Here is a 26,014-nt window from a genome sequence, read left to right on the forward strand (position 1 = left end):
CACCTCTGTTACGCATCAAGGACGACATGAGCCAGCACTCAGCTGCACCTGCCCCCACCTCCACGTCCGCCGTGGCCGTCGCCAGGCGTCGCGACTGGTGGCGGGACGCGGTGATCTACCAGGTGTACCCGCGCAGCTTCGCCGACAGCAACGGCGACGGCATGGGCGACCTGGAAGGTGTCCGCACCCGCCTGCCGTACCTGCGCGACCTCGGCGTGGACGCCGTGTGGCTCAGCCCCTTCTACGCCTCGCCGCAGGCCGACGCCGGCTACGACGTCGCCGACTACCGGGCCGTCGACCCCATGTTCGGCAACCTCCTGGACGCCGACGCCCTGATCCGCGACGCCCACGAGCTGGGCCTGAGGATCATCGTCGACCTCGTGCCCAACCACTCCTCCGACCAGCACGAGTGGTTCAAGCGAGCCGTCGCCGAGGGGCCGGGCTCCCCCCTGCGGGACCGCTACCACTTCCGCCCCGGCAAGGGGGAGCACGGCGAGCTCCCGCCCAACGACTGGGAGTCGATCTTCGGCGGCCCGGCGTGGACCCAGGTCCCGGACGGTGAGTGGTACCTGCACCTCTTCGCCCCCGAGCAGCCCGACTTCAACTGGGAGCACCCGGCGGTCGGCGACGAGTTCCGTTCCATCCTGCGCTTCTGGCTGGACATGGGCGTCGACGGCTTCCGGATCGATGTCGCCCACGGTCTGGTGAAGGCGGAGGGGCTTCCCGACCTTGGATCCCACGACCAGGTGAAGCTGCTGGGCAACGATGTCATGCCGTTCTTCGACCAGGACGGGGTGCACGAGATCTACCGGCAGTGGCGGCTGATCCTCGACGAGTACCCGGGGGACCGGATCTTCGTAGCCGAGGCGTGGACTCCGACCATCGAGCGCACCGCCCACTACGTCCGCCCGGACGAGCTGCACCAGGCCTTCAACTTCCAGTACCTCAGCACCCACTGGGACGCCGCGGAGATGCGTGAGGTCATCGACCGCACCCTGGACGCCATGCGCCCGGTCGGCGCCCCCGCCACCTGGGTCCTGTCCAACCACGACGTGACCCGGCACGCCACCCGCTTCGCCAACCCGCCCGGCCTCGGCACCCAGATCCGCCTGGCCGGCGACCGGGACCTGGGCCTGCGCAGGGCCCGGGCCGCGACCCTGCTGATGCTCGCGCTGCCGGGCTCGGCCTACGTCTACCAGGGCGAGGAGCTCGGCCTTCCGGACGTCGTGGACCTGCCGGACGAGGTGCGTCAGGATCCGGCGTACTTCCGGGGCGCGGGCCAGGACGGCTTCCGTGACGGGTGCCGGGTGCCGATCCCGTGGACCCGGACCGGGTCGTCGTACGGCTTCGGAGAAGGGGGCAGCTGGCTGCCGCAGCCGGAGGGCTGGGGCGAGCTGAGCGTGGAGGCGCAGACCGGCGAGCCCGGCTCGACCCTGGAGCTGTACCGGGCCGCGCTCGCCGTGCGCCGCGAGCAGCCCGACCTCGGTGCCGGCTCCCGTGTGGAGTGGCTGCGGGCGCCCGAGGGCGTGCTCGCCTTCCGGCGCGGGGAGTTCGTGTGCGTCGCGAACACCACCGGCGAGTCGGTGGCGATGCCGGCGTACGGCCGGGTGCTGGTCGCGAGCGGGGAGATCGTCCAGGTCGACGACGAGTCGAAGGTGCCCGCCGACACCACGGTGTGGTGGACCACCGCCACCGCCTGAACTCGCGCCGGCGCCTGACTTTCCGTTGAATTTCGCACGGCCCGCTGCCCATTCGGGCGGCGGGCCTTTACCATCTGCGTCACCGCAAGGTTTCTGAACCTTGCAGCAAGAACCTTCAACGAAGAAGGAAACCCCACATGGCACGCAGACACCTCTCCGCCGCCGTCGCGCTCGCCGCGGCTGCGGTTGTCATGAACCCGACTAGTGCACAGGCCTCCCCACCTGGCACCAAGGACGTCACCGCCGTCCTCTTCGAGTGGAAGTACGCCTCCGTCGCCCGCGAGTGCACCGACACCCTCGGCCCCGCCGGATACGGCTACGTCCAGGTCTCCCCGCCCGCCGAGCACATACAGGGCCCGCAGTGGTGGACCTCGTACCAGCCGGTCAGCTACAGGATCGCCGGCCGGCTCGGTGACCGCGCGGCCTTCCAGGGCATGGTGAACACCTGCCACGCGGCCGGTGTGAAGGTCGTCGTCGACACGGTGATCAACCACATGTCGGCGGGCAGCGGCACCGGCACCGGCGGCTCGTCGTACACCAAGTACGACTACCCCGGTCTGTACTCGTCGTACGACTTCGACGACTGCACGAGCCGGATCGGCAACTACCAGGACCGCTGGAACGTCCAGCACTGCGAACTGGTCGGCCTCGCCGACCTCGACACCGGCGAGGACTACGTCCGCAGGGCGATCGCCGGGTACATGAACGACCTGCTCTCCCTCGGCGTGGACGGCTTCCGCGTCGACGCGGCCAAGCACGTGGACGCCGCAGACCTGGCGAACATCAAGTCCCGGCTGAGCAATCCGAACGTGTACTGGAAGCAGGAAGTCATCCACGGCAGCGGAGAGGCCGTGCAGCCGACCGAGTACACCGGCAACGGCGACGTCCAGGAGTTCCGCTACGCCTACGACCTCAAGCGGGTCTTCGGCAACGAGAACCTCGCCTACCTGAAGAACTACGGGGAGGGCTGGGGCTACATGAACAGCTCGGTGGCCGGCGTCTTCGTCGACAACCACGACACCGAGCGCAACGGCTCCACCCTCAGCTACAAGGACGGCGCGAACTACACGCTGGCCAACGTCTTCATGCTGGCCTGGCCCTACGGCGCCCCGGACATCAACTCCGGCTACGAGTTCACCGACCACGACGCCGGCCCGCCGAACGGCGGCCAGGTCAACGCCTGCTGGCAGGACGGCTGGAAGTGCCAGCACAAGTGGCCGGAGATCAAGTCGATGGTCGGCTTCCGCAACGCCACCCGCGGTGAGGCCGTCACCAACTGGTGGGACAACGGCGGCGACGCCATCGCCTTCGGCCGGGGCGGCAAGGGGTTCGTGGCCATCAATCACGAGTCCGCCTCCCTGACCCGGACGTACCAGACTTCGCTGCCCGCGGGGACGTACTGCAACGGGCAGAACAACACGACCGTGACGGTGAACTCCAGTGGGCAGTTCACGGCCACGCTGGGCTCGAACACGGCTCTGGTGATCCACGCGGCGAAGCCGAACTGCTGAAAGTTCTTTCCAGCAGTTGCAGGACTCTTGCTGTAAGCGTTTCGGCGGCGATACGTTCGCGCGGGGTCGGACCCGAGAGAGCCGCAACGCAAGGAGTCCACGTCAGTGATACCGAGATGGCCGGTGCCGTCCAGGCGCCGAACCTCCCGTGCCGGACGGGTCGCTGCGGTCACCGCGACCGCGCTGGCCGCAGCACTCGTCCAGCCTCTCGCCGCCGGCGCGGCCACCCCGCCGGCGCCCCCGTCCGACGCGAAGCTCGCCGCCGAGCCCGCCCGGCACGACGCCACCCGTGAGCAGTTCTACTTCGTCCTGCCGGACCGTTTCGCGGGCGGCGACGCACGCAACGACAAGGGCGGGCTGACCGGTTCGCGCCTCGCCACCGGCTACGACCCCACCGACAAGGGCTTCTACCAGGGCGGCGACCTCAAGGGCCTGACCCGGAAGCTCGACTACATCAAGGGCCTCGGCACCACCGCCCTCTGGATGGCGCCGATCTTCAAGAACCAGCCCGTGCAGGGGACGGGCAGCAACGCCTCCGCCGGCTACCACGGGTACTGGATCACCGACTTCACCCAGGTCGACCCGCACTTCGGCACCAACAAAGACCTCGAGACCCTCGTCGACAAGGCCCACGCCAAGGGCATGAAGGTCTTCTTCGACGTCATCACCAACCACACCGCGGATGTCGTCGACTATGAGGAGAAGTCGTACGACTACCTCTCCAAGGGCGCCTTCCCGTACCTGACCGAGGACGGCGTGCCCTTCGACGACGCCGACTACGCGGACGGGCGGCGGGACTTCCCCGAGGTCGACAGCGGCTCCTTCCCGCGCACGCCCAAGGTGACCAGGAACAACAAGGTCCCGTCGTGGCTCAACGACCCGACGATGTACCACAACCGCGGCGACTCCACCTTCGCCGGGGAGAGCTCCGCCCACGGTGACTTCTCCGGCCTCGACGACCTGTGGACCGAGCGGCCCGAGGTCGTACGGGGCATGGAGCGGATCTACCAGCGCTGGGTGCGGGACTTCGACATCGACGGCTTCCGGATCGACACCGTGAAGCACGTCAACATGGAGTTCTGGACGCAGTGGGCCACCGCCCTGGACGCGTACGCCGCCGAGCGGGGCCGCGACGACTTCTTCATGTTCGGCGAGGTCTACTCGGCCGACACGTCCGTCACCGCCCCCTACGTCACCCAGGGCCGCCTCGACGCCACGCTCGACTTCCCCTTCCAGGAGGCGGCCCGGCAGTACGCCTCGCAGGGCGGCAGCGCGCAGAAGCTCGCGAGCCTTTTCCGCGACGACTACAAGTACACGACCGACAAGGCCAACGCGTACGAGCAGGTCACCTTCCTCGGCAACCACGACATGGGCCGGATCGGGCACTTCCTGAAGCAGGACGACCCGAAGGCCACCGATGCCGAGCTGCTGCAGAAGGACAGGCTCGCCAACGAGCTGATGTTCCTCAGCCGCGGCAACCCCGTCGTCTACTACGGCGACGAGCAGGGCTTCACCGGCGCGGGCGGCGACAAGGACGCCCGGCAGAGCATGTTCGCCTCCCGCACCGCCGACTACCTCGACGACGACCTGATCGGCACCGACCGCACCCACGCCGAGGACGCCTACGACACGAGAGCACCGCTCTACCGGCAGATCAGTGCTCTCGCGGGGCTCCGCAAGGCCCACCCCGCGCTGGCCGACGGCGTCCAGGAGCAGCGGTACGCGGCCGACGGGCCGGGCGTGTACGCCTTCTCCCGCACCGACGCGAGGAGCGGCATCGAGTACGTCGTCGCCGTCAACAACGCCGACGAGGCGAGGACGGCGACCTTCGCCACCGGTTCGGCCGGCATGGCCTTCAAGGGCATCTACGGCACCGACGCCCTCCTGAAGAGCGACGGCGACAGGAAGCTCACCGTCACCGTCCCGCCCGGCTCGGCGATCGTCCTCAAGGCGGCCGGCAGGCTCGCGAAGCCCGCCACCGAACCGACGATCTCCCTGGCGGCCCCCGCGGCCGGCGCCACCGGCACCGTGGAGGTCTCCGCGGACGTCGACGGCGGACAGCTGAACCGGGTCGTCTTCGCCGCGCAGACCGGCAACGGCAAGTGGCGGGTGCTCGGCTCCGCCGACCACGCCCCGTACAAGGTCACGCACACCGTCGGCAAGGACGTACCGCCCGGCACGGCCCTGCGCTACAAGGCCGTCGTGGTCGACTCGGCCGGCCGCACCGCGAGCGCCCTGGCCGCCTCCGCCACCGGCACCCCGCCCACCGAGGAGCCGCCCAGCGCCTCCTCCCGCGACTACGCGATCGTCCACTACAAGCGCGCCGACGGCGACTACGCCGACTGGGGCCTGTACGCCTGGGGCGACCTCGCCGACGGCGAGGCCACCCAGTGGCCCGACAGCCACCCCTTCGCCGGCCGGGACGCCTACGGCGCCTTCGCCTGGGTCAAGCTCAAGCCCGGCGCCTCGACGGTCGGTTTCCTCGTCATCGACAAGGACGGCGACAAGGACGTCGCCACCGACCGCACGATCGACGTCACGAAGACCGGCGAGGTCTGGATCGAGCAGGGCAAGGAGACCGTCACCACCGAGCGCCCGGACCACCCGGCCCCGGACAAGACCAAGGCCGTCCTCCACTACCACCGCGCCGACGGGAACCACGACGGCTGGGGCCTGCACGTCTGGACGGGCGCCGCACAGCCCACCGAGTGGTCGAACCCCCTGAAGCCGGTCAAGACTGATACCTATGGTGCGGTCTTCGAGGTACCGCTCAGCGACGGTGCCACCAGCCTCAGCTACATCATCCACAAGGGCGACGAGAAGGACCTGCCCGCCGACCAGTCGCTCGACCTCAAGGCGAACGGCCACGAGGTGTGGCTGTTGAGCGGCCAGGAGAAGTACCTGCTCCCGCAGCCGGCAGGCACCTCCGCCGCGCTCGACCTGACCACGTCCAAGGCGGTCTGGATCGACCGGAACACCCTCGCCTGGAACGGCTCCGAGGCCGCCGCCTCCACGCAGCTGCTGTACAGCCGGGACGGCTCGATCGCGGTGCGGGACGGCGCGCTGACCGGCGACGCCAAGTGGCTGCGCCTGTCGAAGAGCGAGCTCACCGACGCCCAGAAGGCGAAGTTCCCGCATCTGAAGGAGCACGACGCCTGGACCGTCGACCCGCGCGACCGCGACCGGGTCCGCGAGGCCCTGCGCGGCCAGGTCGTCGCGACGCAGCACGCGGTGAACGGGGCCGTGCTCGCGGCGACCGGCGTCCAGATCGCCGGTGTCCTCGACGACCTGTACGACGCGACGAAGGCCGACCTGGGTCCGACGTTCCCCAAGGGCCGTCCCACGCTGTCCGTGTGGGCGCCGACCGCACAGCAGGTGTCCCTGGAGATCGGTGACTCCACCGTCCCGATGCGGCGCGACGCCGGCACCGGCGTCTGGTCCGTCACCGGCCCGGCGTCCTGGAAGGGCAAGCCCTACCGGTACGTCGTGAAGGTCTGGGCGCCCAGCGTCCGCAAGGTCGTCACCAACAAGGTCACCGACCCCTACGCTCTCGCCCTCACCGCCGACTCCGAGCGCAGTCTCGTCGTCGACCTGGACGACAAGGCGCTGAAGCCCTCCGGCTGGTCGACGTACACCAAGCCCAAGGCCGTGCCGCTGCGGGACGCCCAGATCCAGGAGCTGCACATCCGCGACTTCTCCGTCGAGGACCGCACGGCGAAGCACCCGGGCACCTACCTCGCCTTCACCGACAAGGCGAGCGACGGCTCGAAGCACCTGCGCGAGCTGGCGAGGGCGGGCACCTCCTACGTCCACCTCCTGCCCGCCTTCGACATCGCCACGATCCCGGAGCGCAAGGCCGACCAGGCGAGCGTCGACTGTGACCTGGCCTCCTACCCGGCCGACTCCGACAAGCAGCAGGAGTGCGTCGGGAAGATCGCCCCGAAGGACGCCTACAACTGGGGCTACGACCCGTACCACTACACGGTCCCCGAGGGCTCCTACGCCACCGACCCGGACGGCACGGCCCGCACGGTCGAGTTCCGCAGGATGGTGAAGGCCCTCAACGACGACGGCCTGCGGGTCGTGATGGACGTCGTCTACAACCACACCGCGGCCGCCGGCCAGGAGCGGACGAGCGTCCTCGACCGGATCGTGCCCGGCTACTACCAGCGGCTCCTCGCCGACGGCTCGGTCGCGAACAGCACCTGCTGTGCCAACACCGCCACCGAGAACGCCATGATGGGCAAGCTGGTCGTCGACTCGATCGTCACCTGGGCCAAGGAGTACAAGGTCGACGGCTTCCGCTTCGACCTCATGGGCCACCACCCGAAGGCCAACATCCTCGCGGTCCGGGCGGCCCTCGACGCGCTCACCCTGGAGAAGGACGGCGTCGACGGCAAGAAGATCATCCTGTACGGGGAGGGCTGGAACTTCGGCGAGGTCGCCGACGACGCCCGGTTCGTCCAGGCCACCCAGAAGAACATGGCCGGCACCGGCATCGCCACCTTCTCCGACCGGGCCCGTGACGCCGTGCGCGGCGGCGGCCCCTTCGACGAGGACCCCGGCGTACAGGGCTTCGCGTCCGGCCTCTACACCGAACCCAACTCCTCGGAGCACAACGGCACTCCGGCCGAGCAGAAGGCGCGCCTGCTGCACTACCAGGACCTGATCAAGGTCGGGCTGTCGGGCAACCTCGCCGGCTACCGGTTCACCGACACCAGCGGCAAGGAGGTCAAGGGCTCCGAGGTCGACTACAACGGCTCACCCGCCGGCTACGCGGACGCCCCCGGCGACGCCCTCGCCTACGCCGACGCGCACGACAACGAGTCCCTCTTCGACGCACTGACCTTCAAGCTGCCCGCCACGACGAGTGCGTCCGACCGGGCCCGGATGCAGGTCCTGGCCATGGCGACGGCCGCCCTGTCCCAGGGCCCGGCCCTCTCCCAGGCGGGCACCGACCTGCTCCGCTCCAAGTCCCTGGACCGCAACTCCTACGACAGCGGCGACTGGTTCAACGCCGTCCACTGGAACTGCGCCGACGGCAACGGCTTCGGCCGCGGACTGCCCATGGCGGCCGACAACGCCGCCAAGTGGCCGTACGCCAAGCCCCTGTTGAGCAAGGTCAGGGTGGGCTGCGAGCAGATCGACGGCGCCTCGGCGGCCTACCGCGACCTGCTGCGGATCCGTACCACCGAGCGGGACTTCTCCCTCGGCACCGCCGAGCAGGTGCAGTCCCGGCTCTCCTTCCCGCTGTCCGGCGAGGACGAGACACCCGGCGTGATCACCATGCGGCTCGGTGACCTCGTCGTGGTCTTCAACGCCACGCCCGAGCGGCAGGAACAGCGCGTCCCCGCACTCGCCGGGACCGGCTACCGGCTGCACCCCGTGCAGGCGGCGGGGGCGGACTCTACCGTCAAGTCGGCCTCCTACGCGGCGGAATCGGGCACGTTCGCCGTTCCGGGGCGCACGGTCGCCGTCTTCACCCGGGCGGTCGGATAGCCGCACTACGTTGGGTGGGGCAGGCCGCGATCGACGGTCTGCCCCACCCACGTACGCCCCGAGGCGCCAGTCGAAGATGGACCGCAACGGCACGCAGCACAGCCCCGGCACCACCGTGCTGGTCGTGGACGACGTCGCGGCCAGCCGGTACGCCATGGGCGCGGTGCTGAGCCGCGCCGGCCACCGGGTCGTGCCGGTCGCCAGCGGCGGCGAGGCGCTCGTCGAACTCGACGTCCGGCTGCGGGACGGCACCCTGCCCGACGTGGCCCTCGTCGACGTGGGCCTGCCGGACATGAGCGGCTTCGAACTGTGCCGCCGGGTCCGGGCCCGGCCGCCCATGGCCGCCCTGCCCGTCGTGCACTTCTCCGCCGCCGCGACCGCGCCCGGCGACCGGTGCCGGGGACTGGACGCGGGCGGCGACGCCTATCTGACCGTGCCCGCCGAGCCACAGGAGATCCAGGCCGTCGTACGGGCCGCCGTGCGCGGGGCCCGCCGCAGCACGGGCGCCGAGACCGCCGTCCACCGTCTGACGCTGCTGTCCGAGGCCATCGTCACCGTGCAGACCGCCCGCTGCCCGCGGGAACTCGCCGCCGCGGCCGCCGACGGCGCCGCACGCCTCACCGCCTCGCCCGCCGTGGTGTTCGTGATCGGCCCGGACGGCGAGCCGTACCGGGGCACGGCCCGCTGCCGCCCCGCGCCCGAGGACAGCGGCGCCCACCAGGCGGCGGCACGGCTGGTCACCCGGCTCGCGGAGGACCGCACGGGCGTGACCAGCACGGTCGTCCCCGCGCCGCTGTGGCCGGCCGGGATGTTCCGGCCGGGCGTCGAGGAGGACGCCCGGCTGACCGTGGCGACCGCCCAGGACGGCCGGACGGCGGTCTGCCTCGCCACCCCCGTACGGCGGGCCGCGATCACCGACCCCGCGGCCGACGGGCTGCTCGCTCGCCTCGCCCAGGCCTGTGCGCTGGCCGCCGAGCCGCTGCTGCTGTACCAGGTGGAGCGGCACGTCGCTCTCACCCTCCAGCGCAGCTTCCTGCCCCAGCCGCACAAGCTGCCGCACCTGCCCGGCGTCGACATCGTCGTCCGCTATGTGCCCGCCTCCCGGCAGACCGAGATCGGCGGCGACTTCTACGCCGCCCTGCGCACCGGCGAGGGCGTGCTCATCGCGGTCGGGGACGTCGTCGGGCACTCGCTGGACGCGGCCACCGTCATGGTCGAGATCCGGCACGCGCTGCGCGCCTACTGCGTGACCGAGAGCGACCCGGTGGTCCTGGCCGAGCAGCTCGACCGGATGCTCCAGCAGTACCACCCCGACATCACGGCCACCGTGTGCCTGGCCCTGGTCGACCCCGGCAGTGGGCGGGTGCGGATCGCCAACGCCGGGCACATCCCCCCGCTGATCCTGCGCGAAGGGGGCGGTGCCGAGTACGTCGACGCGTGCGGTCCGCTGCTCGGGCTGGGCCTGGAACGGCCCGCGCCGACCGAGCGGCGCCTGGACCCCACCGACCGCCTCCTGATGGTCACCGACGGCCTCATCGAGACCCGCGGCACTCCCCTGGAGACCTCCATGGAACAGCTCCGCACGGCCGCCGCAGACGCCCCGGCCGGCCTCGACACCCTCTGCGACGTGCTGCTCGGCTGCTTCGGCCGGGACCGGGAGGACGACATCGCGATGCTGGCCCTCCGGTTGGCGCCTGTCTAAGGTGAGCCCGTTGCCCGCCCAGAACAGGAGTGCTCATGCCGCAGATCACCGTCGACTATTCCGCCGACCTCGCGGACGGCTTCGACCGGCCCGGGTTCGCGAAGGCGCTGCACGAGGCGACCGTCGAGATCGCGGCCGCCAAGCCGCCGGCGTGCAAGACCCGGTTCCGCCGGACCGAGGACGTCGTGGTCGGCCCCGAGACGGGGGGACACGCCCATGTGCACGTCCACATCGCGCTGCTCCCCGGCCGCACCGAGGAGACGAAGGCCCGGCTCACCGAGGCCACCCTGGAGTTGTTGCGCACCCACCTGAAGGCCGCCGAGGGACGCGTGCTGCACGCCTCCGCAGAGGTGCGCGAACTTGACGCGTCCTACCGGAAGTTCGAGAGCTGAGAAGTCCGAGAGCTGAGAAGTCCGGGCGCTGAGAGGTCGGGGAGCCGCGCGGTCTCAGGTCGCCAGCGCCAGCAGGCGGCCGGCCAGCTGGGCGAACGGGCCGTCCGCCGGCTCCTCCTGGGCGATGCGGCGCATCAGGGCGCCCATCTCCGCGTCCTGGGCGGCGCTGACCGCGGTGAGCGCGGCGAAGTCGTGGACGAGCTGGACCTCCAGCTCGGCCCGTGGGATGCGCCGGCCGTCCAGCCAGATCAGCGCCGTCGACTCGGCGAGGGAGATCCAGGAACGCACGACCAGTTCCAGCCGCGCGGGCGGATCGGTCACGCCCAGATGCGAAAGGATCTGGACATACGCGGCCTGCCGTACGGAGTCGATGAGCGCGTTGGTCGTCGAGGAGCCGACCGCCGGGCCGCCGCGCATGAGGGCGGAGAAACCGGGGCCGTGCTCGTCCACGAAGTCGAAGAAGCGGCGCATCACCCGCAGCAGCCGCGCCCCCAGCGGCCCCTCGTGCGGCTCCACGAAACGGGCCGCGAGATCGTCCGAGGCCCGCTTCAACGCGGCCTCGTACAAGCTGAGTTTGCCGGGGAAGTAGTGGTAGACCAACGGGCGTGAAATGCCCGCGGCCGACGCTATCTCGTCGATGGAGACCTCGTCGGGCGAGCGGCGGCTGAACAGTTCGAGGGCGACGCCGATCAACTGCTGCCGCCGCTCCTCGACTCCCATTCTGCGGCGAACCCCGATAGTCATGCGAACACCTTACCGATCGATTCCGGCCTTGAACGGATCGGATCGGTCAGGGATGTTCACCCGGGTGCACCGGGCGGGCGCCCGGGGCTGTCGGGTGGGCGCCCGGGCCCGTCGGTCAGCGCAGCCCGCCGATCGAACGCCCGTCCCGCAGCGTGCCCTTCAGCTCCGCCCGCGCGCCCCGCTCGGCCGGCACGGTCAGCAGACTGGTCTGCGACGACCCGGCGACCCCGCCCGTCGCCCGGACCGACGCGGTCTCCCGGCTGCCGGCGGCCAGCAGATACCAGTCGCCCGCCTTCGACTTCCACAGCACTCCGGCCAGGACGTGCGGCTCGCGCGCCCCGCACGCCGGGACGTTCTCGGCCTTGGCCGCCACCGCCCCGTACGTCCCACCCGGCGTGTGGAACTGGGCGAGCACCCGCGCCCCGCCGCCCCGCCAGGTCTCCGCCCGAGTGCACACCCACGCCGCCGAACCGCTCGCGTCCGGCAGCGGCTGCTCGTTGAACCCCCAGACGTTGACGCTCCGCACGCCCGCGGAGCGCACCGTGCCCAGCGAGCAGGCGAAGGGCTCCCAGGTGCGCAGGGCCTTGGCGCCGGACGCCTCACCCGGGGACCCGGGCCGCCCGGCGGTGAGCCGGGCCGGGACCAGTTCGCCGAGGTCGGTCAGCAGCCGCGTCCGCGTGCCGTCGGTCAGTTGCAGCACGTTCCACGACGTGCACGCGCCGGACCGCAGGACCGGGCTGGCCAGCGGCGCGGTCACACCGTCGGTGAGGGTCAGGTCCATCGCGCCGGCACCCGGCTTCATCAGGTCCCGCTCGCCCGCCTCCTTCACCCAAGGGGCGGTCAGATAGCGGACGTTGCCGTCGGCCCGGCCCAGGACCACCGCGCCTGCCTCGGCCCGGCCCGCGCCGTCGACCCGCGCGAAGTCGAGGGCGGCGCCCTGCGTGCCCTCCTTCGGCTCGGCGTACCGGGCGATGCGCAGACCGTCGTAGAGGATCACCACGCGCGCCGCGTCGACCGTCCCCGCGTACAGCAGCTGGGGCGGTCCGGCCGGCCCGCCGGACGCGGTGCCGGGCGTCGCGGAGACCCGGACCGTCTCGCCGGGGCGGGCCCAGACGGCCAGGGCGCGGCGCAGCAGGGCCGAGTCGCCGGTGAGATCGCCGCGCGCCGGCCACACCGAGAAGTCGGTGCGCGCCGAGCCGCGCCACGCGGTGGGGGAGACCCGGGTCAGCTTCGCCGGGTCCAGGGCGGCCTGGGCGGCCGGGTTGCGCGCATACGGCGGTGCGGCGGCGCCGTCGGGGCCCCAGCCGTCGCCGGGCAGACCCAGCAGCGCCCCGCACACCAGCAGCGCCGCCCCGGCGGCCAGCGCAGCCTTCAGGTGCTGGCGGCGCCGCATCAGGTCGGTGGGGCGGGCCTGCAGCGAGCAGGGGTCGAACTCGGGGGAGTCGAGCAGCCCGTACTGCGCGGGGATCCCGTCGGCCTCCAGCAGCGCGCCGTCCGCGTCGGCGACGCCCGCGGCCGTGAGCACCTTGCGCACGCCGTCGTCCGTCAGCCGCTCCAGGCCGCGCAGCGCGTAGGCGGCCCGGGCCGGTCCGGACAGGGTGGACAGCCGCTGGTCCAGGGCGAGTTCGTCGGCGCCGCCGGAGCGCGGGAACAGCTTCAGGCCCCACACCTGCGGCAGCACCGGCGGCAGCTGGGACCGCCTGGGCCATGCCTTGCGCTTCAGCGGCAGCCCCGCCTCCAGTGCCGTACGCAGCACCTGGAGACGGACCAGGGCGTAGCCCGGGTCGCCGTCCCGGCCGGTCGACTGGGCGGGGATGACCGGTGCCGGTGTGCGGTTGCGGGGGAGTGCCCGCTGGGTGAGGGCGTGTGCGGTGAGGACGCGCCTGCTGCGGCCCAGGCCCGGCGGCAGCACCAGATAGGCGAGCCGCACGAGCCGCGGATAGTGCTCGACGAGCGCGGCCTCGGCCTGCTCGACATCGACGACCGGGCCGGCGGGGGAAGGGGGCGCGGGGCGCTGGGCGACATCCTGTGACTGCACGTTCAGCAGAACGAGCGAATCGGGGGATGGTCACCTGACAGCGGGGGCGTCACGCCCCCGGCGACTCCTCGGGCTCCACGAGCAGCCGGGCGTAGTTCGCCATCGACCGCTGGTAGCGCGGCAGATGCGGGGCCAGGGCTCCGAGGGCCAGCGACAGCGCCTCGCGGTCGCGGCCCAGGCCGGACAGGCACAGCGCGAGCGTCGCGCGTACGGGGTCGTCCAGCTCGTCGGACGGGGCGTCCAGCTCCGCTTCGAGCAGCTTGACGCCCTCTGCCGCCTGCCCGGTGTTCCGCAGCGAACTGGCCAGCTGGATCTTCGTCCGTCGGACCTTGTAGGGGCTGACGTCGGCGAGGCCGAGCTCCAGCGCCTCCCGGTAGAGCGGGACGGCCTTGTCCGAGTGGCCTGTGGAGTCCCAGGCGCAGGCCTGCTCGAACGGCCCGAGCGGGCTGCCCTCCGGCAGCTCGGCGACGAGGGCGTCGACGGCGGCCCGGAAGCGGGCCTCGTCCTGCTCGGTTTCGGCGTAGTCGTCGAACCGGTCCCACAGGGCGGCCACGCGATCTTCCCAGTCCTGGTTCACCCGGACACACTCGCACGGGAGTGCCTACGCTGACACCCGAATTTGAGCGCTGCGCCCGCCACAGCCGTATCGAAGGCGAGAGCCTCTTGCCGGGGCTCCGTGCGGCATGCGTCCGGACCGTGCCGTGACAAGGACCGGAGGAACAGATGAGGGTGACCCGACCGATGCTCGCGCTGAGCGGCGCGGTGGCGATACTGGCGCTGGCCGGCTGCGGATCCGGCGGCAAGGACGAGGCGGCCGTGCCGGAGGCCGTGACCGGCAGCCTGGAGCACATCGCGGCAGAGGCCAAGTGCAAGCCGAACATGCAGACCGACGCCGACGAGATCCGCCAGGCCCTCTGCAAGAAGGGCAAGGAGAAGTACGTCCTCGCGACCTTCGCCACCGACCGTGGGCAGCGCGAATGGCTGAACAGCGCCAAGGACTACGGCGGCTACTACCTCGTCGGCCGCAAGTGGGTCGCCGTCGGCCAGGAGAAGACGGTCACGGCGCTTCAGGGGGCCCTCGGCGGAACCATGGAGGAGGGCTCCGAGCACATGAACCCCGGCGGCAGCCACAACAAGGGCGGCCACGACGGCGGCAGCAGCCATCACGGCTGACCACGCGGGCGGCAACCGCAAGCGAAAGCCGGCGGTGGGAAATCCCACCGCCGGCTTTCTGCTGTTCTTACCGCGTGAGGACTACTGGCAGTCCTCGCCGTTGTTGATGCACTGGACCATCTCGTTCATCACGTTGTCGTCGAAGAAGTTGATGAAGTCGTTGTGGTCGGTGATCGGCTTGTGCAGCTGCTCCGGGAAGGAGTCCACCGCGAAGGCGTTCTGCACCTGCCCGTTGTTGATCTGCGGCGCCTGGACGTCGTAGACCAGTCGGACCTGGAGCTGGGGGATGGCCTTGAAGCCGTTCGAGCAGCTGCCGTCCGCCTCCACGAAGTCCACGTGGGTGCGGTGGTTGGCGCTGTCGATGTTCTGGCCGTCCCAGCAGCTCTGGAAGTTGGACGTCCGCACCACGCTGCTGCCCTCGGGGCAGATCGGGTACTTGTCCGTCACCTGCCGGTCCTCGAAGCCGGTGCAGCTCCAGGAGGTGTTGGCGTTGTTCAGGCCGTTGGTGAAGGACTTGGCGTCACCCGTGATGATGCGCAGGGCCTTCGGCATCGCGACGACGTCGCTCGTCCGGTTGCCGACGAACTTCAGCTGCGCCTCGGCCGGCTCGACGATCTTGCCGACGTTGCCGTCCTGACCGCCGCCGGGCTGGCCCTGGTCGATGTCCTGCGTACCGTCCTGGATCCGGATCACCGGCCAGAAGTACGTCGACTTGTCGCCCTGGTTCTGGCAGGTCGTCTCGCCATTGGCCAGGTCTTCGTCGCTCGCGAAGGCGTTGTTGTTCTGGTTGCCGACGTAGTCGTGCTGGTGCTGCGCACCGTTGGAGACACCCGGCGCCACGATCACGTTGTCCGAGTTGCGGTTCTCGTTCTCGTTGGTACCGCAGTTCGTGGTGAAGGTGCCGGTGGAACCACCGTCGCCGTTCGCCGCGAGGCCGTTCGGCAGGTTGCGGGAGTTCGGCTGGACGTCCTCGATGTTGATGAAGTCGTCGGCCACCGGGCCGTTGCCGGCCTGACCGCCGTTGCCGCCCTGACCCTGGTCCTGGCCGTTGTCGCCGCCCTGGTCCTGACCGCCGTCCTGGTTCTGACCGCCGTCCTGGTTCTGGTCCTGGCCGTCCTGGTTCTGGCCGTCGTTGTTCTGACCGTCCCCGGCCTGGCCGTCGTTGGTGTTCGCGTCGGCGGCCATGCCCTTGCACTCGGCCATCTGGGCGAGGTTGTCCGGCGCCTGTCCGCCCACCCGCCGGATGTTGATGCCGATCCGGTCGATGGCCGCGGTCCGCTTCGACTTCAGCGGGCCGAGGATGGCGTTGTTGACGAAGCCCGGGTCACCGGCCTGGGCCTGGCGCGTGGAGGCGAGCCGGGTGTAGGCCTCGCTGATCTGCTTGTCGAGGTTCGCCAGCTCCTTGTCCACCCCCTGGCGCGCACCGTCCGGCACATCGGTCAGCTGCTGACCGACGTCCGGGCACTGGATCGTGGCGACCTGTGCGCCCGCGGACTTGGTCTGGTTCGCCGAGTTCTCCTCGTGCGCCGAGGCGTAGAAGTTTGCCCAGATCAGCCCGCCCCCACCGAGCGCTAGGGCCGCCGATGCGGCTATGGCCTTGGTGGCCATCGGCGTCCGGCGTTTTCTTGTGTTGCGTCCCATGGAACTCCTCTGACTTCCTTTTTCGGGGGCATCGAGGCGCCCGACAGGAGTGAAGCGGCGCCCTTCCATACGGAGGCCGTCCCAGGGGTGTTCAGATGTCTCGGAAATTGATGCGAGATTCGTGAGGGAGCTGTGTGCTCAACAGCCCCACAGGCACCGGGAGTTGTTGATCACCGACCGTGGGTGAATCAGCAGGTCCGATATCACCGGCCGTGGTCGAGATACGCGAGAACCGCCAGCACGCGCCGGTTGTCGTCGTCCGAGACCTCCAGTCCCAGTTTGGCGAAGATGTTCGCGGTGTGCTTGGCGATCGCCCGTTCCGTCACCACCAGCCGGCCCGCGATCGCCGCGTTGGTCCGGCCCTGCGCCATCAGCTCCAGCACCTCCCGCTCCCGGGGCGTCAGCCGGGCCAGCGGACGGTCGTCGCCCGACTGCCGCGCCAGCAGCTGCTGGATGACCTGTGGATCCATCGCCGTACCACCGGCGGCGACCCGCCGCACCGCGTCCACGAACTGCTCGGCGTCGAACACCCGGTCCTTCAGCAGGTATCCGACGCCGCCGCTGCCGTCGGCCAGCAGCTCCCGTGCGTACAGCTGCTCCACGTGCTGCGAGAGCACCAGCACCGGCAGCCCGGGCCGCTTCCTGCGGGCGTCCAGCGCGCACTGCAGCCCCTCGTCGGTGTGCGTGGGCGGCAGGCGTACGTCGACCACGGCGACGTCCGGCTCAAGCTCGGCCAGCGCGGCGGCCAGTTCGGGACCGGACTCGACGGCCGCCGCGATCTCGAAGTCGTGCGCCTGGAGCAGCCGGACGAGTCCGTCGCGCAGCAGGAAGAGGTCTTCGGCTAGGACAACGCGCAAGGGATCTCCATGGTGACCATGGTGGGACCGCCCGCGGGACTGCCGACGGCCAGGACGCCGTCGAATGTACCCAGTCGCCGCTCGACCCCGGCCAGCCCCGATCCGGCCCCGATCACCGCACCTCCCTTGCCGTTGTCGGTGACGGTCACCCGCAGATGGCCGTCCGCGTGGTGCAGGTCCACCCAGATCCGGTCGGCGCCGGAGTGCTTCACGGCGTTGGTGAGCACCTCGCTCACGGCGAAGTACGCGGCCGACTCCACGGGCGCCTCCGCCCGCCCGGGCAGGTCCACGTTCACCTCGGTGGCCACCGGCAGCCGCAGCGCCAGCGCCCGTACGGCGTCGCCCAGTCCGCGCTCGGCCAGGACCGGCGGATGGATGCCGCGCACCAGCTCGCGCAGTTCGGACAGCGCCTCGACCGAGGACCTGCGGGCCTGCGCGATCAGCTCCCTGGCCTTGGCCGGGTCCTTGTCGAGGAGCGCCTCGATGGTGCCGAGGTCCATGCCGACCGCGACCAGCCGGGCCTGCGCCCCGTCGTGCAGGTCCCGTTCGATGCGCCGCAGTTCGGCGGCCGAGGTGTCGACGGCATCGCGCCGCGTCTCGGTCAGGACCCGCACCCGCTCGGCCAGTTCGCGCTGGCCCGAGCCCAGGACGGCCTGGGTCAGCCGGAGGTGGACGTCCAGCAGCAGCGGCGTGAGGAAGCGCGCGGAGAAGAGGATGACCAGACCCAGGGCGGCGGCACCGAACGCCGACAGCTGCCCGGTGACCTCGACGAACCCGTACCAGTACCCCTCGGGAAAGACCCGCCACAGCCCGGCCGCGAGCGCGAACCCCTCCAGCGGGTACAGCCACAGCGCGGCCGGCAGCAGCGCGGTGAGGAACCCCGCCGTCATGTCGGCCGGCAGCCACATCAGGTCCCGCCAGGTCGCAGGGTCACGCAGCATCCCGAAGGTGCGCGACCACGGATTGGCGTCCCTCGGCAGCGGCCGGTACGCCGGAGGTATCCGCACCCCGCCCCACTCCGCCGCGAGCACCCGCCGCCAGTTCGCGAACGCCCGCACCCCCTGCAGTACGTACGGCGTCGTGACGAGCCCGATCCCGATCGGGATGAGCGCCATGGACACCAGGGACAGGGTGAAGCACAGCACCGCCCCCGGCAGGGAGACGAGGGCGACCCCCAGCCCCCGCACCGCGGCGAGTGCGAGGCTCCGCCCCTTCGTACGCCCGTTGCCGCTCTTCGTGTCGATGGTCATGGCGTCAGTCTCGCCGAGCGGGGGTGCGGGGTCACTGGGGCGGAACACCCGGTCACGGAGTGGTGCTACGTACACCTCCGCCGGCTGCGAGCACCTTGGCCTCCACCTCCGGGTCCAGGCCCGAGCGCGGCCGGTCCGGGCGCTGTGGCGCAGCGCCGCCGATGTCCTGGAGCCACTGCCAGGTGTCGGCCACGGTCTCCTCGACGGGCCGGCAGCTCAGCCCCGCCGCGACCGCACGTGAGACGCCTCTGTTGTGCAGGGCGTCGTGCAGGTCGCTGCCCGGCGGCACCCACACCGGCAGCTCGGTCCACGGCTGGATGCCCGCCTGGAGGATCACCTCCGGTTCGGTCCACCGGAGTTCGGCCGCGCCGCCGGTGACCGTCACGCAGGTGTCCAGCAGCTCGCCCATCGTGGTGTGCCCCTGCGGACTGGCCAGGTTGTACGGCCCGCTCAGCTCCCGCTCCGCCGCGTGCAGCAGCCACTCGGCCAGGTCACGGACGTCCAGGTACTGGAGGGGCAGGTCACGCGGGCCGGGCGCCAGCACCGGACCGCCGCGCGCCGTGCGGGCCAGCCACCAGGGCAGCCGGCCGATGTTCTCGTACGGGCCGAGGATCAGCCCGGACCGGGCGAGCACCGAACGGTCCTCGCCGAAGGCGTCCAGCACGGCCAGTTCACCACCGAGCTTGTCCTGTGCGTACGCGGTCTGCTCCGCGTCGGCCGAGGCGCCCTCCACCAGCGGCGCGTCCTCGGCGTACCCGGCGGGCCGGGCCGACGCGTACACCGAGCAGCTCGACACGTACACGTACCGGCGGGCGCGGCCCCGCAGCAGCCGCGCCGCGTCCCGGACCGCCCGGGGCGCCGCCGACCAGGTGTCGACGACGACGTCCCACTCGCCCGGGTCCTCGGCGAGGGCGGCCAGACCACCGGGCGTGGTGCGGTCGCCGAGCAGCGACCGCACACCCGGCGGCGCCTCGTGCCGCCCCCGGTGGAAGACGGTCACCTCCCAGCCCCGCCGCAGGGCCGCCTCCACGACGGCCCGGCCCACGAACTCCGTACCACCCAGCATCAGAAGTCTCATGCCGTCGACTCTGCCCGCCGGGGCGGCGGAACGGAACGCCCGTCTGCCGTCAGCAGACTGGCGGACAGCAGCGGCTCAGTGACCCACTGGAGGCACGTACTTGTAGCCGACCCGCCGCACCGTGCGGATCGTGTCGCGGTGCTCGGCACCCAGCTTGCGGCGCAGGCGGGCGATGTGGACGTCGACCGTACGGCCGTCGCCGACGTGCCCGTAGCCCCACACCGTGCCGACCAGCTGGTCGCGGGTGTGCACCCGGCCCGGGTGCGCCACCAGGTGGGCCAGCAGCTCGAACTCCAGATACGTGAGGTCGAGCGGCCGCCCGGCCACCTCGGCGGTGCGCTGCACGGTGTCGACCCGGATCGGCGGCTCGCCACCCGGCTCGGAGACTGCGGGACTTGCGGGGCTTTCAAGGCCTGTGGGCACTGCGGGGCCGGCGGTCTCGGGCCGGTCCGGCACCGCCACCGGGAACGGCGGCTGCTGATCGGCCGGGACGAGCACCAGATAGCCGATCATCGGCGGCTGCCCGGGGAGCGTGGGCAGGGTGTGCTGCGGCGCAGGCAGCCAGGTGGCTCCCGGAGGCAGCAGATCCGCGACCGTCACCACCTCGTCCCGGTCGACGGCACGCAACCGGTGCCGGGGCCCGGTGGCCGACGGGGCGTTGAAGGGGGCGGCGGTGGACAGGGAACGAGTGGTCGCCATGAGAGGTCAGCTCTTTCGCGCGAGGAGTTCGTCGGGGAGTTCGACGGCCGCGAGTTCGTGGTCGGGCTCGCCGAGGACGTACGCGGTTCGCGCTGGCCGAAGGCCGGGGGTACGGCTTTAGAGGGCCGGCGCGTTCGTCGCGCGGCAACACACCCGGTCGAAGTCGTGGTGCTGACGGGACGGCCAGAAGGGCTCGAGGTCATGGCGACCCGTCGCGGTGTACTTCTGGTAGCTGGCCATGGGGCCATTGAAGCAGACCGGTGCCGGGTGCCGGGACCCTCCTCTCACAGCTTGGACACCGGCCGGGAGGCGGACGGCCCGCCCGGCGTCTCATCCCACCAGGCGTTTGCGCCACTCCAGGGGCGTGACGTCGATCGCCTTGCCCGGGTCGCCGTCCCACTGCGCGGACAGCCCGGCCGCGGTCAGCGCCGCCACGACCTGGTGTCCGACGGCCTTCGTGGTCTCCTCGGAGTCGTCGAACCCGCCGTAGTAAAGCGACAGGCCGTGGCCCTGCGCCGCGCCGCGGGTGCCCTGGTGGTGGAAGAAGACGAACCCGCGCACCCCCGGCTTGCCGTCCGCCTCCGCGCCGATCTCCGACATGCCGCAGCCGCGGCAGCAGGTGAAGTCCTCCCGGGCGACGATGCCGTCGTCCTCCAGGGCCGCGAAAGCCCGCTCCAGCCGGTCCGGACCGGTCGGCCCGGCCCACTTCTCCTGCTCCGCCAGCCGCTCCAGCCACAGACTCTCGACCAGCTCGCGGGCCTGCTCCCGGGAAACGGGAGCGGTCTCCTCGCCGTCGTCCATCAGGTACACCGTCTCCCGGATCATCGCCTCGATGCCCAGATAGCCGTCCTGGAGCATGTCGCGGACATACTCCTCGGCCCGCGCGGCCACCTCGGGCGCGAGGGCGGGAGCCTCCTCGGGCAGCCCGAACTCCTCGCGCTCCCAGGTGACTGAGGCGTCCCAGCCGTCCTCCTGCCGCGCCCAGCGCACCATCACGTCGGCGACGAGACCCGGGTCGCTCACCCGGGCCACCCACATGTGGGGGACGCGGCCCGTGCGGTGCTGGAGGTCGTACGCCCCGTCCGCGTCGCGTGCCGTCTGGATGAAGACCAGCGGCCGGTCCGGTATCCGCTGCACCACGAGGAAGTGGTCGTCGTCCCCGCCGATCCGCTCCACCAGCCCGCGCAGTTGCCGCGCCGCGATCCGCGCGTACGTCTGCCCGCTCTCCGTCTTCACCTTGATGGCAAGGCCCCCGTCGATCTCCATGCCCTCACGATGACACGGCCCACTGACAACGCGAGGGGGCGCCCACCGCGAACGGTGAGCGCCCCCAGGAGCCTTGCGGGCGGATCAGACCTGGCCGGCCTTCTCCAGCGCCGAGCAGCAGGTGTCGACGAGCAGGCGGGTCACCACGTACGGGTCGACGTTGGCGTTCGGGCGGCGGTCCTCGATGTAGCCCTTGCCGTCCTTCTCGACCTGCCACGGGATACGGACCGAGGCACCGCGGTTGGAGACGCCGTAGGAGTACTCGTTCCACGGGGCGGTCTCGTGCAGACCGGTCAGGCGGTCGTCGATGCCGGCGCCGTAGTTCTTGACGTGGTCGAGCGGCTTGGAGCCCTCACCGAGCGACTCGGCCGCGGTGATGATCGCGTCGTAGGACTCGCGCATCGCCTTGGTGGAGAAGTTGGTGTGCGCACCGGCGCCGTTCCAGTCGCCCTTCACCGGCTTCGGGTCGAGCGTGGCGGCGACGTCGAAGTCCTCGGCGGTGCGGTAGAGCAGCCAGCGGGCCACCCACAGCTGGTCGGAGACCTCCAGCGGGGCCAGCGGGCCGACCTGGAACTCCCACTGGCCGGGCATGACCTCGGCGTTGATGCCGGAGATGCCCAGGCCCGCCTTCAGGCAGTTGTCCAGGTGCGCCTCGACGACGTCACGGCCGAAGATCTCGTCGGCGCCGACACCGCAGTAGTAGCCGCCCTGCGGGGCCGGGAAGCCGCCCTTGGGGAAGCCGAGCGGGTAGCCGTCCTTGAAGAAGGTGTACTCCTGCTCGATGCCGAAGATCGGCTCCTGGGCCGCGAACTTCTCCTCGACCTCGGCCAGCGCGGCACGCGTGTTGCTGGCGTGCGGGGTGAGGTCGATGTTCAGGACCTCGCACAGTACGAGGATGTCGTCGCCGCCGCGGATCGGGTCCGGGCAGGTGAAGACCGGCTTGAGGACACAGTCCGAGGCGTGGCCCTCGGCCTGGTTGGTGGAGGACCCGTCGAAGCCCCAGATCGGCAGCGCGTCGAGACCGGCGGGGGAGCCCGCGATGATCTTGGTCTTGGAACGCAGCTTGGCCGTCGGCTCGGTGCCGTCGATCCAGATGTACTCAGCCTTGAAGGTCACGGGCCACATCCTTCGGGGGTGTGTCTGGGCGCGTATCGCGGGTGCTTGCGGCGCTGCGGCACTGGGGCGCCGCTCAATGCCCGGCAGCCTGTCAACAGGCGATTTCCCGGCCATTGCTCGAATGTGAACCCCGTGTTACCTGGTGCCGCTGTGCCGCACCTCACGGTGTGAGGGGCGTTTGCCCGCGGGGGAGGAGCCGGTCACCGGCTTCCCTCCGTCAAGCCGGTGACCGGCGCCGCGTGTCCCACAGCGCGCCGGTCCTGCCGCTCCTGGCCGGGAGCGGCAGGACCGCTGACACGTACGAGGAGGCGGCCGAGGGGTGGGCCGCCGCCTCAGTGACTCACTTGTCCTCGTCCGTCCGGCGTCACCCCACCTTCTCGATCACGGCCCGGCGGATCAGGAACTTGCCGGGCTCGCGGACTTGTTCGAAAGCCGCGTTGTTCAGCAGCACACAGCTGCCGGAGACCGAAGTGACCTCCACCGTCGTGGACTTGTTGTTGTCCAGGTTGGTGACCTTCAGCTTCGTGCCGGCCGGGAACTGGTTGCTGGACGCGGCGGGCGCACCGCCCTCGCCGGAGAGCGTGACGGTGGAGCCGTTGCACACCTGCTGCCCGGAGGCGGCAGCGCCACCACCGGGGTTCGCCGCGGGGGCGGACTGAGCCGGCTGTGCGGGCTGCGCGGACTGACCGGGCTGCGTGGCCTGGGAGTCCTGAGCCGACTCCCCCACCACGCACCCCGACGCCTCCTGCTTCCGCTTGATCTCCGCGACGACCGCCTCGCGGTTGGCGATCCGCGCCTCGGACTGCGCGTCCGGGTTGGCCCGCTGATCCGCGATGAACTTCTGGTTGTTGCCGAGGGCGGTGGCGAGGCCCTGGCAGACCGCCGACTCCGCCGCCGACTTGGGGGCCTGCGCGGCGTTCGACGTGCTCGCCATGACGAAGGCCCCGCCTCCCGCCACGGTCGCCGCGCTCACCAGCAGCGCGATCTTCTTCTTCGTACCGAGCGTTCTCCTACGCGACATGCGCGCCTCCTGAAGAGATAGGGGAGCGTACGCCGCTATGTACGAGATACCGAACGAGGTTACTCAGCGGTTACAGGAGTCACTGAAGTAACCTCCGTCACACAAGAAGGAGATCTCCAGGGGCCTCTAACGGGACAGGGCGTCCCGTACGGCCTCGTCGGTGCGCCCGACCACCGCCGTACCGTCGTCCGCCGTGATGATCGGCCGCTGGATCAGCTTGGGATGCTCGGCGAGGGCCTTGATCCACTGCTCCCGCGAACCCGCGTCCCGTGCCCACTCCTTGACGCCGAGTTCCTTGGCGGCGTCCTCCTGGGTGCGGGTGATGTCCCAGGGCTCCAGCCCGAGCCGGTCCAGCACGCCCCGGATCTCGTCCTCGCTCGGCACGTCCTCCAGGTAGCGGCGGACGGTGTAGTCGGCGCCTTCGGCGTCGAGCAGCTTCACGGCACTGCGGCACTTCGAACAGGCCGGGTTGATCCAGATCTCCATGGGCCTACGGTACGCCCTCGTGACATCGGGGAGAGTGGGCTCAAAACCCGTTCTCCACTTGTGTCACCACACCCCCGAAAGCCCTTGTGGCCAGGGCCTTTTGTCAGTGGTGGGCAGTAGAATAGAAGCAGTGTTCGAGGGTGGCGCCGGGATCGCCGAGGACTCCGGAGTGCCGCCCTCACCGCGACAGGAGGATGCCTGTGCCCGCTGCCGCACTCAAGCCGAAGCCGCTGCCCACCCAGTCCACCGCGAAGCGCCCCGTCCTGCTCGACCTGCCCTACGCGCCCCTGGAGAAGCGGCCGCTGCCGCCGGGCCGGCCGCGCGAGTGGTACGTCATGCACAACCGTCGCCTCAAGGCGATGCGCCTCGCCATCGCCCTGCTCGACTCCGGCGTCCACACGCCGAACCAGGCCCGCAACGAGACCATCCGCGACACGGCGGAACTGATCGGCGTCCACCCGCCGTCGGACACGACGTGCCACATGGTGAGGGCGTTCATGCGCTACTCGCGCTGAGCCGCCTGACCTGAACAGAGCCGAACTGAGCGCCGGGTGCCCGTTCGCCAGGGCACCCGGCGTCGGAGTTCTCAAACGTCCTGCCCCGCCGCCAGCTCCTTCTCCAGCGGCGTCCGGAAGCGCGGCGTGATCCTGGTCGTCCCCACCCACCCGCTCAGCCGCTCCGCTTCCTTCTCGATCGCCGCGAGCGCCTCCCGGCCCACCCCCTCCTCGTCGAGGATCCGCCAGACGATCTCCCCGCCGGGCCGCTGGGCCCACCCGCCGACCACGCGTCCGTTCCACCACACCGTCGGCCCGACGTTCCCACTGCCGTCGAACAGCCGGGGCCGCAGCTCCGGCGCGAGATACCAGTCGCGCTGCTGCCACCCCATCGCCGTCGGGTCGAGGCCGGGCAGCAGCGCCGCCCAGGGCTCGCCGGGCTCGGCCACCTCGTCGAGGTCGCCGTCGGTCACCCAACCGGTGCCCTCGTCCAGCGACACCGGCCGTGCCCCGATCGCGGCCAGTGCCGCACGGACCTCCGTCACGCGCCACCCCGTCCACCACTTCAGATCGGCCTCGGTCGCCGGACCGCACGCGGCGAGCCACCGCCCCAGCAGCTCCGCCTGCGCCTGCGCCGGGTCCAGATCGGGATGCTCGGGCGCGACGGCCCAGCGGAACTGGCTGGATGTCCAGGAGCCGAGAGGCCGCCCGCGTACGACCTTCCCCTCGACGCCGAGCACCCTCAGCAGCCGGGTCGAGACCGTGTGCAGGCCCTCGTACTTCTTGCCGGCCGCGTACACGAACTGCACCCGCAGCCGCGGCTCGTCCTGGGCGAGTTCAGCGGCCGTGGCCTGCCCGCGCCGGGTGAGCGCCGCCAGCGCCGACTCCTCGACCTCCGTCAGCCACGCCGCGTCCGGCGCCCCGGCCGCCGCCATGTCGCTGAGCAGCTTGGCCCGCTCCCGGGCGGCGACCGTCAGGCCGGTCGAGGCGTGCACGACGGCCGTCAGGGCCGTGGGGAACACGAACACCGTGTGGCGCATGCCGTGCATCCGCACCAGGGAACGGTCGTCGTACAGGGCGCGCCCGGTCTCCGCCACCGTCTTCGCGGGGTCCGCGAGCCGTGCGCCCACGGCCAGGTACACCGTCGCCGGGTCCGTGCCGTGCAGGGCGACGAGCGAACCGGCGACCTCCTCGGGCGTCCCCGCCCGCGCCTGCCCGGCCAGCCGCTGCCGCAGCGCGAGCCGGGCCCGCCGCTCCGCCACCCCGATGTACCGCTGCGCCTCGCCCATACCGGCCTCCACTCGTTGTGCCCGTCCCACTCCCACTGCATCTTGGCGAACACCACTG

General features: G+C 71.2%; 21 protein-coding genes. 7 read left to right on the plus strand and 14 right to left on the minus strand.

Features of this window, described 5'->3' with window-relative positions; translation table 11 throughout:
• The first annotated feature begins 26 nt into the window (after positions 1–26).
• The 5 genes from MQE23_RS31905 to MQE23_RS31925 all read left to right on the plus strand — a co-directional run bounded on the left by MQE23_RS31905 (position 27) and on the right by MQE23_RS31925 (position 10,804).
• Positions 27–1,700 carry a glycoside hydrolase family 13 protein gene (locus MQE23_RS31905; RefSeq protein ID WP_243380928.1) on the plus strand — a complete coding sequence of 558 codons (1,674 nt, stop codon included), beginning with the start codon at positions 27–29 and terminating at the stop codon, positions 1,698–1,700.
• A 137-nt stretch (positions 1,701–1,837) separates the two neighbouring features.
• Positions 1,838–3,211 (plus strand): alpha-amylase family protein, encoded by a 1,374-nt coding sequence (locus MQE23_RS31910; RefSeq protein WP_243380929.1) that lies wholly within the window; start codon positions 1,838–1,840, stop codon positions 3,209–3,211.
• A 105-nt stretch (positions 3,212–3,316) separates the two neighbouring features.
• A complete protein-coding gene (gene pulA, locus MQE23_RS31915) occupies positions 3,317–8,710 on the plus strand; it encodes a pullulanase-type alpha-1,6-glucosidase (protein WP_243380930.1) in 5,394 nt (1,797 codons plus the stop codon).
• A 76-nt stretch (positions 8,711–8,786) separates the two neighbouring features.
• A complete protein-coding gene (locus tag MQE23_RS31920) occupies positions 8,787–10,412 on the plus strand; it encodes a fused response regulator/phosphatase (RefSeq protein WP_243380931.1) in 1,626 nt (541 codons plus the stop codon).
• Positions 10,413–10,447: 35 nt separating this feature from the next.
• The gene (locus MQE23_RS31925; protein WP_037673691.1) at positions 10,448–10,804 is read left to right on the plus strand and encodes a 5-carboxymethyl-2-hydroxymuconate Delta-isomerase; all 357 of its coding nucleotides are present in this window, start codon (positions 10,448–10,450) and stop codon (positions 10,802–10,804) included.
• Between the two features lie 54 nt (positions 10,805–10,858).
• On the opposite strand, the gene MQE23_RS31930 is transcribed toward MQE23_RS31925, so the two are convergent.
• The 3 genes from MQE23_RS31930 to MQE23_RS31940 all read right to left on the minus strand — a co-directional run bounded on the left by MQE23_RS31930 (position 10,859) and on the right by MQE23_RS31940 (position 14,163).
• Positions 10,859–11,548 carry a TetR/AcrR family transcriptional regulator gene (locus MQE23_RS31930; RefSeq protein ID WP_128092701.1) on the minus strand — a complete coding sequence of 230 codons (690 nt, stop codon included), beginning with the start codon at positions 11,546–11,548 and terminating at the stop codon, positions 10,859–10,861.
• A 115-nt stretch (positions 11,549–11,663) separates the two neighbouring features.
• On the minus strand, positions 11,664–13,586 hold the full coding sequence (locus MQE23_RS31935) for a hypothetical protein (RefSeq protein ID WP_243380932.1): 1,923 nt from the start codon (positions 13,584–13,586) through the stop codon (positions 11,664–11,666).
• Positions 13,587–13,635: 49 nt separating this feature from the next.
• Entirely contained in the window at positions 13,636–14,163 is a 528-nt protein-coding gene (locus MQE23_RS31940; RefSeq protein WP_243380933.1) for a tetratricopeptide repeat protein, read from the minus strand.
• A 146-nt stretch (positions 14,164–14,309) separates the two neighbouring features.
• Between MQE23_RS31940 and MQE23_RS31945 the strand changes: the two genes are divergently transcribed.
• Positions 14,310–14,759 (plus strand): hypothetical protein, encoded by a 450-nt coding sequence (locus tag MQE23_RS31945; protein ID WP_082319965.1) that lies wholly within the window; start codon positions 14,310–14,312, stop codon positions 14,757–14,759.
• An 81-nt stretch (positions 14,760–14,840) separates the two neighbouring features.
• Here MQE23_RS31945 and MQE23_RS31950 read toward each other — a convergent pair whose 3' ends face one another.
• From MQE23_RS31950 to MQE23_RS31990, 10 genes are all read right to left on the minus strand, one after another.
• Complete coding sequence (locus tag MQE23_RS31950; protein ID WP_037670829.1) at positions 14,841–16,400, minus strand: DUF1996 domain-containing protein; 1,560 nt, start codon at positions 16,398–16,400, stop codon at positions 14,841–14,843.
• Between the two features lie 203 nt (positions 16,401–16,603).
• The gene (locus MQE23_RS31955) at positions 16,604–17,257 is read right to left on the minus strand and encodes a response regulator transcription factor (protein ID WP_020274443.1); all 654 of its coding nucleotides are present in this window, start codon (positions 17,255–17,257) and stop codon (positions 16,604–16,606) included.
• Positions 17,242–18,507, minus strand: coding sequence for a sensor histidine kinase (locus tag MQE23_RS31960; protein ID WP_243380934.1), 1,266 nt, complete (start codon positions 18,505–18,507; stop codon positions 17,242–17,244). The genes MQE23_RS31955 and MQE23_RS31960 overlap by 16 nt, the downstream gene beginning before the upstream one ends.
• Positions 18,508–18,559: 52 nt before the next feature.
• A complete protein-coding gene (locus MQE23_RS31965; protein ID WP_243380935.1) occupies positions 18,560–19,585 on the minus strand; it encodes an NAD-dependent epimerase/dehydratase family protein in 1,026 nt (341 codons plus the stop codon).
• Between the two features lie 75 nt (positions 19,586–19,660).
• Complete coding sequence (locus MQE23_RS31970) at positions 19,661–20,284, minus strand: winged helix-turn-helix domain-containing protein (protein WP_020274440.1); 624 nt, start codon at positions 20,282–20,284, stop codon at positions 19,661–19,663.
• A gap of 117 nt (positions 20,285–20,401) precedes the next feature.
• Positions 20,402–20,524, minus strand: a complete 123-nt coding sequence (locus MQE23_RS43540) for a hypothetical protein (RefSeq protein ID WP_020274439.1) — start codon at positions 20,522–20,524, stop codon at positions 20,402–20,404.
• Positions 20,525–20,614: 90 nt separating this feature from the next.
• Complete coding sequence (locus tag MQE23_RS31975) at positions 20,615–21,550, minus strand: hypothetical protein (protein ID WP_020274438.1); 936 nt, start codon at positions 21,548–21,550, stop codon at positions 20,615–20,617.
• An 84-nt stretch (positions 21,551–21,634) separates the two neighbouring features.
• The gene (gene glnII / locus MQE23_RS31980; RefSeq protein WP_020274437.1) at positions 21,635–22,666 is read right to left on the minus strand and encodes a glutamine synthetase; all 1,032 of its coding nucleotides are present in this window, start codon (positions 22,664–22,666) and stop codon (positions 21,635–21,637) included.
• A 364-nt stretch (positions 22,667–23,030) separates the two neighbouring features.
• A complete protein-coding gene (locus MQE23_RS31985; protein WP_020274436.1) occupies positions 23,031–23,687 on the minus strand; it encodes a hypothetical protein in 657 nt (218 codons plus the stop codon).
• A gap of 126 nt (positions 23,688–23,813) precedes the next feature.
• The gene (locus tag MQE23_RS31990; protein WP_020274435.1) at positions 23,814–24,173 is read right to left on the minus strand and encodes an arsenate reductase family protein; all 360 of its coding nucleotides are present in this window, start codon (positions 24,171–24,173) and stop codon (positions 23,814–23,816) included.
• 200 nt (positions 24,174–24,373) lie between these two features.
• Between MQE23_RS31990 and MQE23_RS31995 the strand changes: the two genes are divergently transcribed.
• A complete protein-coding gene (locus MQE23_RS31995) occupies positions 24,374–24,688 on the plus strand; it encodes a hypothetical protein (protein WP_020274434.1) in 315 nt (104 codons plus the stop codon).
• 71 nt (positions 24,689–24,759) lie between these two features.
• Here the strand turns inward: MQE23_RS31995 and MQE23_RS32000 are convergent, their stop codons facing one another.
• Positions 24,760–25,956, minus strand: coding sequence for a winged helix DNA-binding domain-containing protein (locus MQE23_RS32000; protein ID WP_243380936.1), 1,197 nt, complete (start codon positions 25,954–25,956; stop codon positions 24,760–24,762).
• Between the last annotated feature and the right edge of the window lie 58 nt (positions 25,957–26,014).

This window comes from Streptomyces sp. HP-A2021 (assembly GCF_022807935.1).
Lineage (GTDB): Bacteria > Actinomycetota > Actinomycetes > Streptomycetales > Streptomycetaceae > Streptomyces > Streptomyces afghaniensis.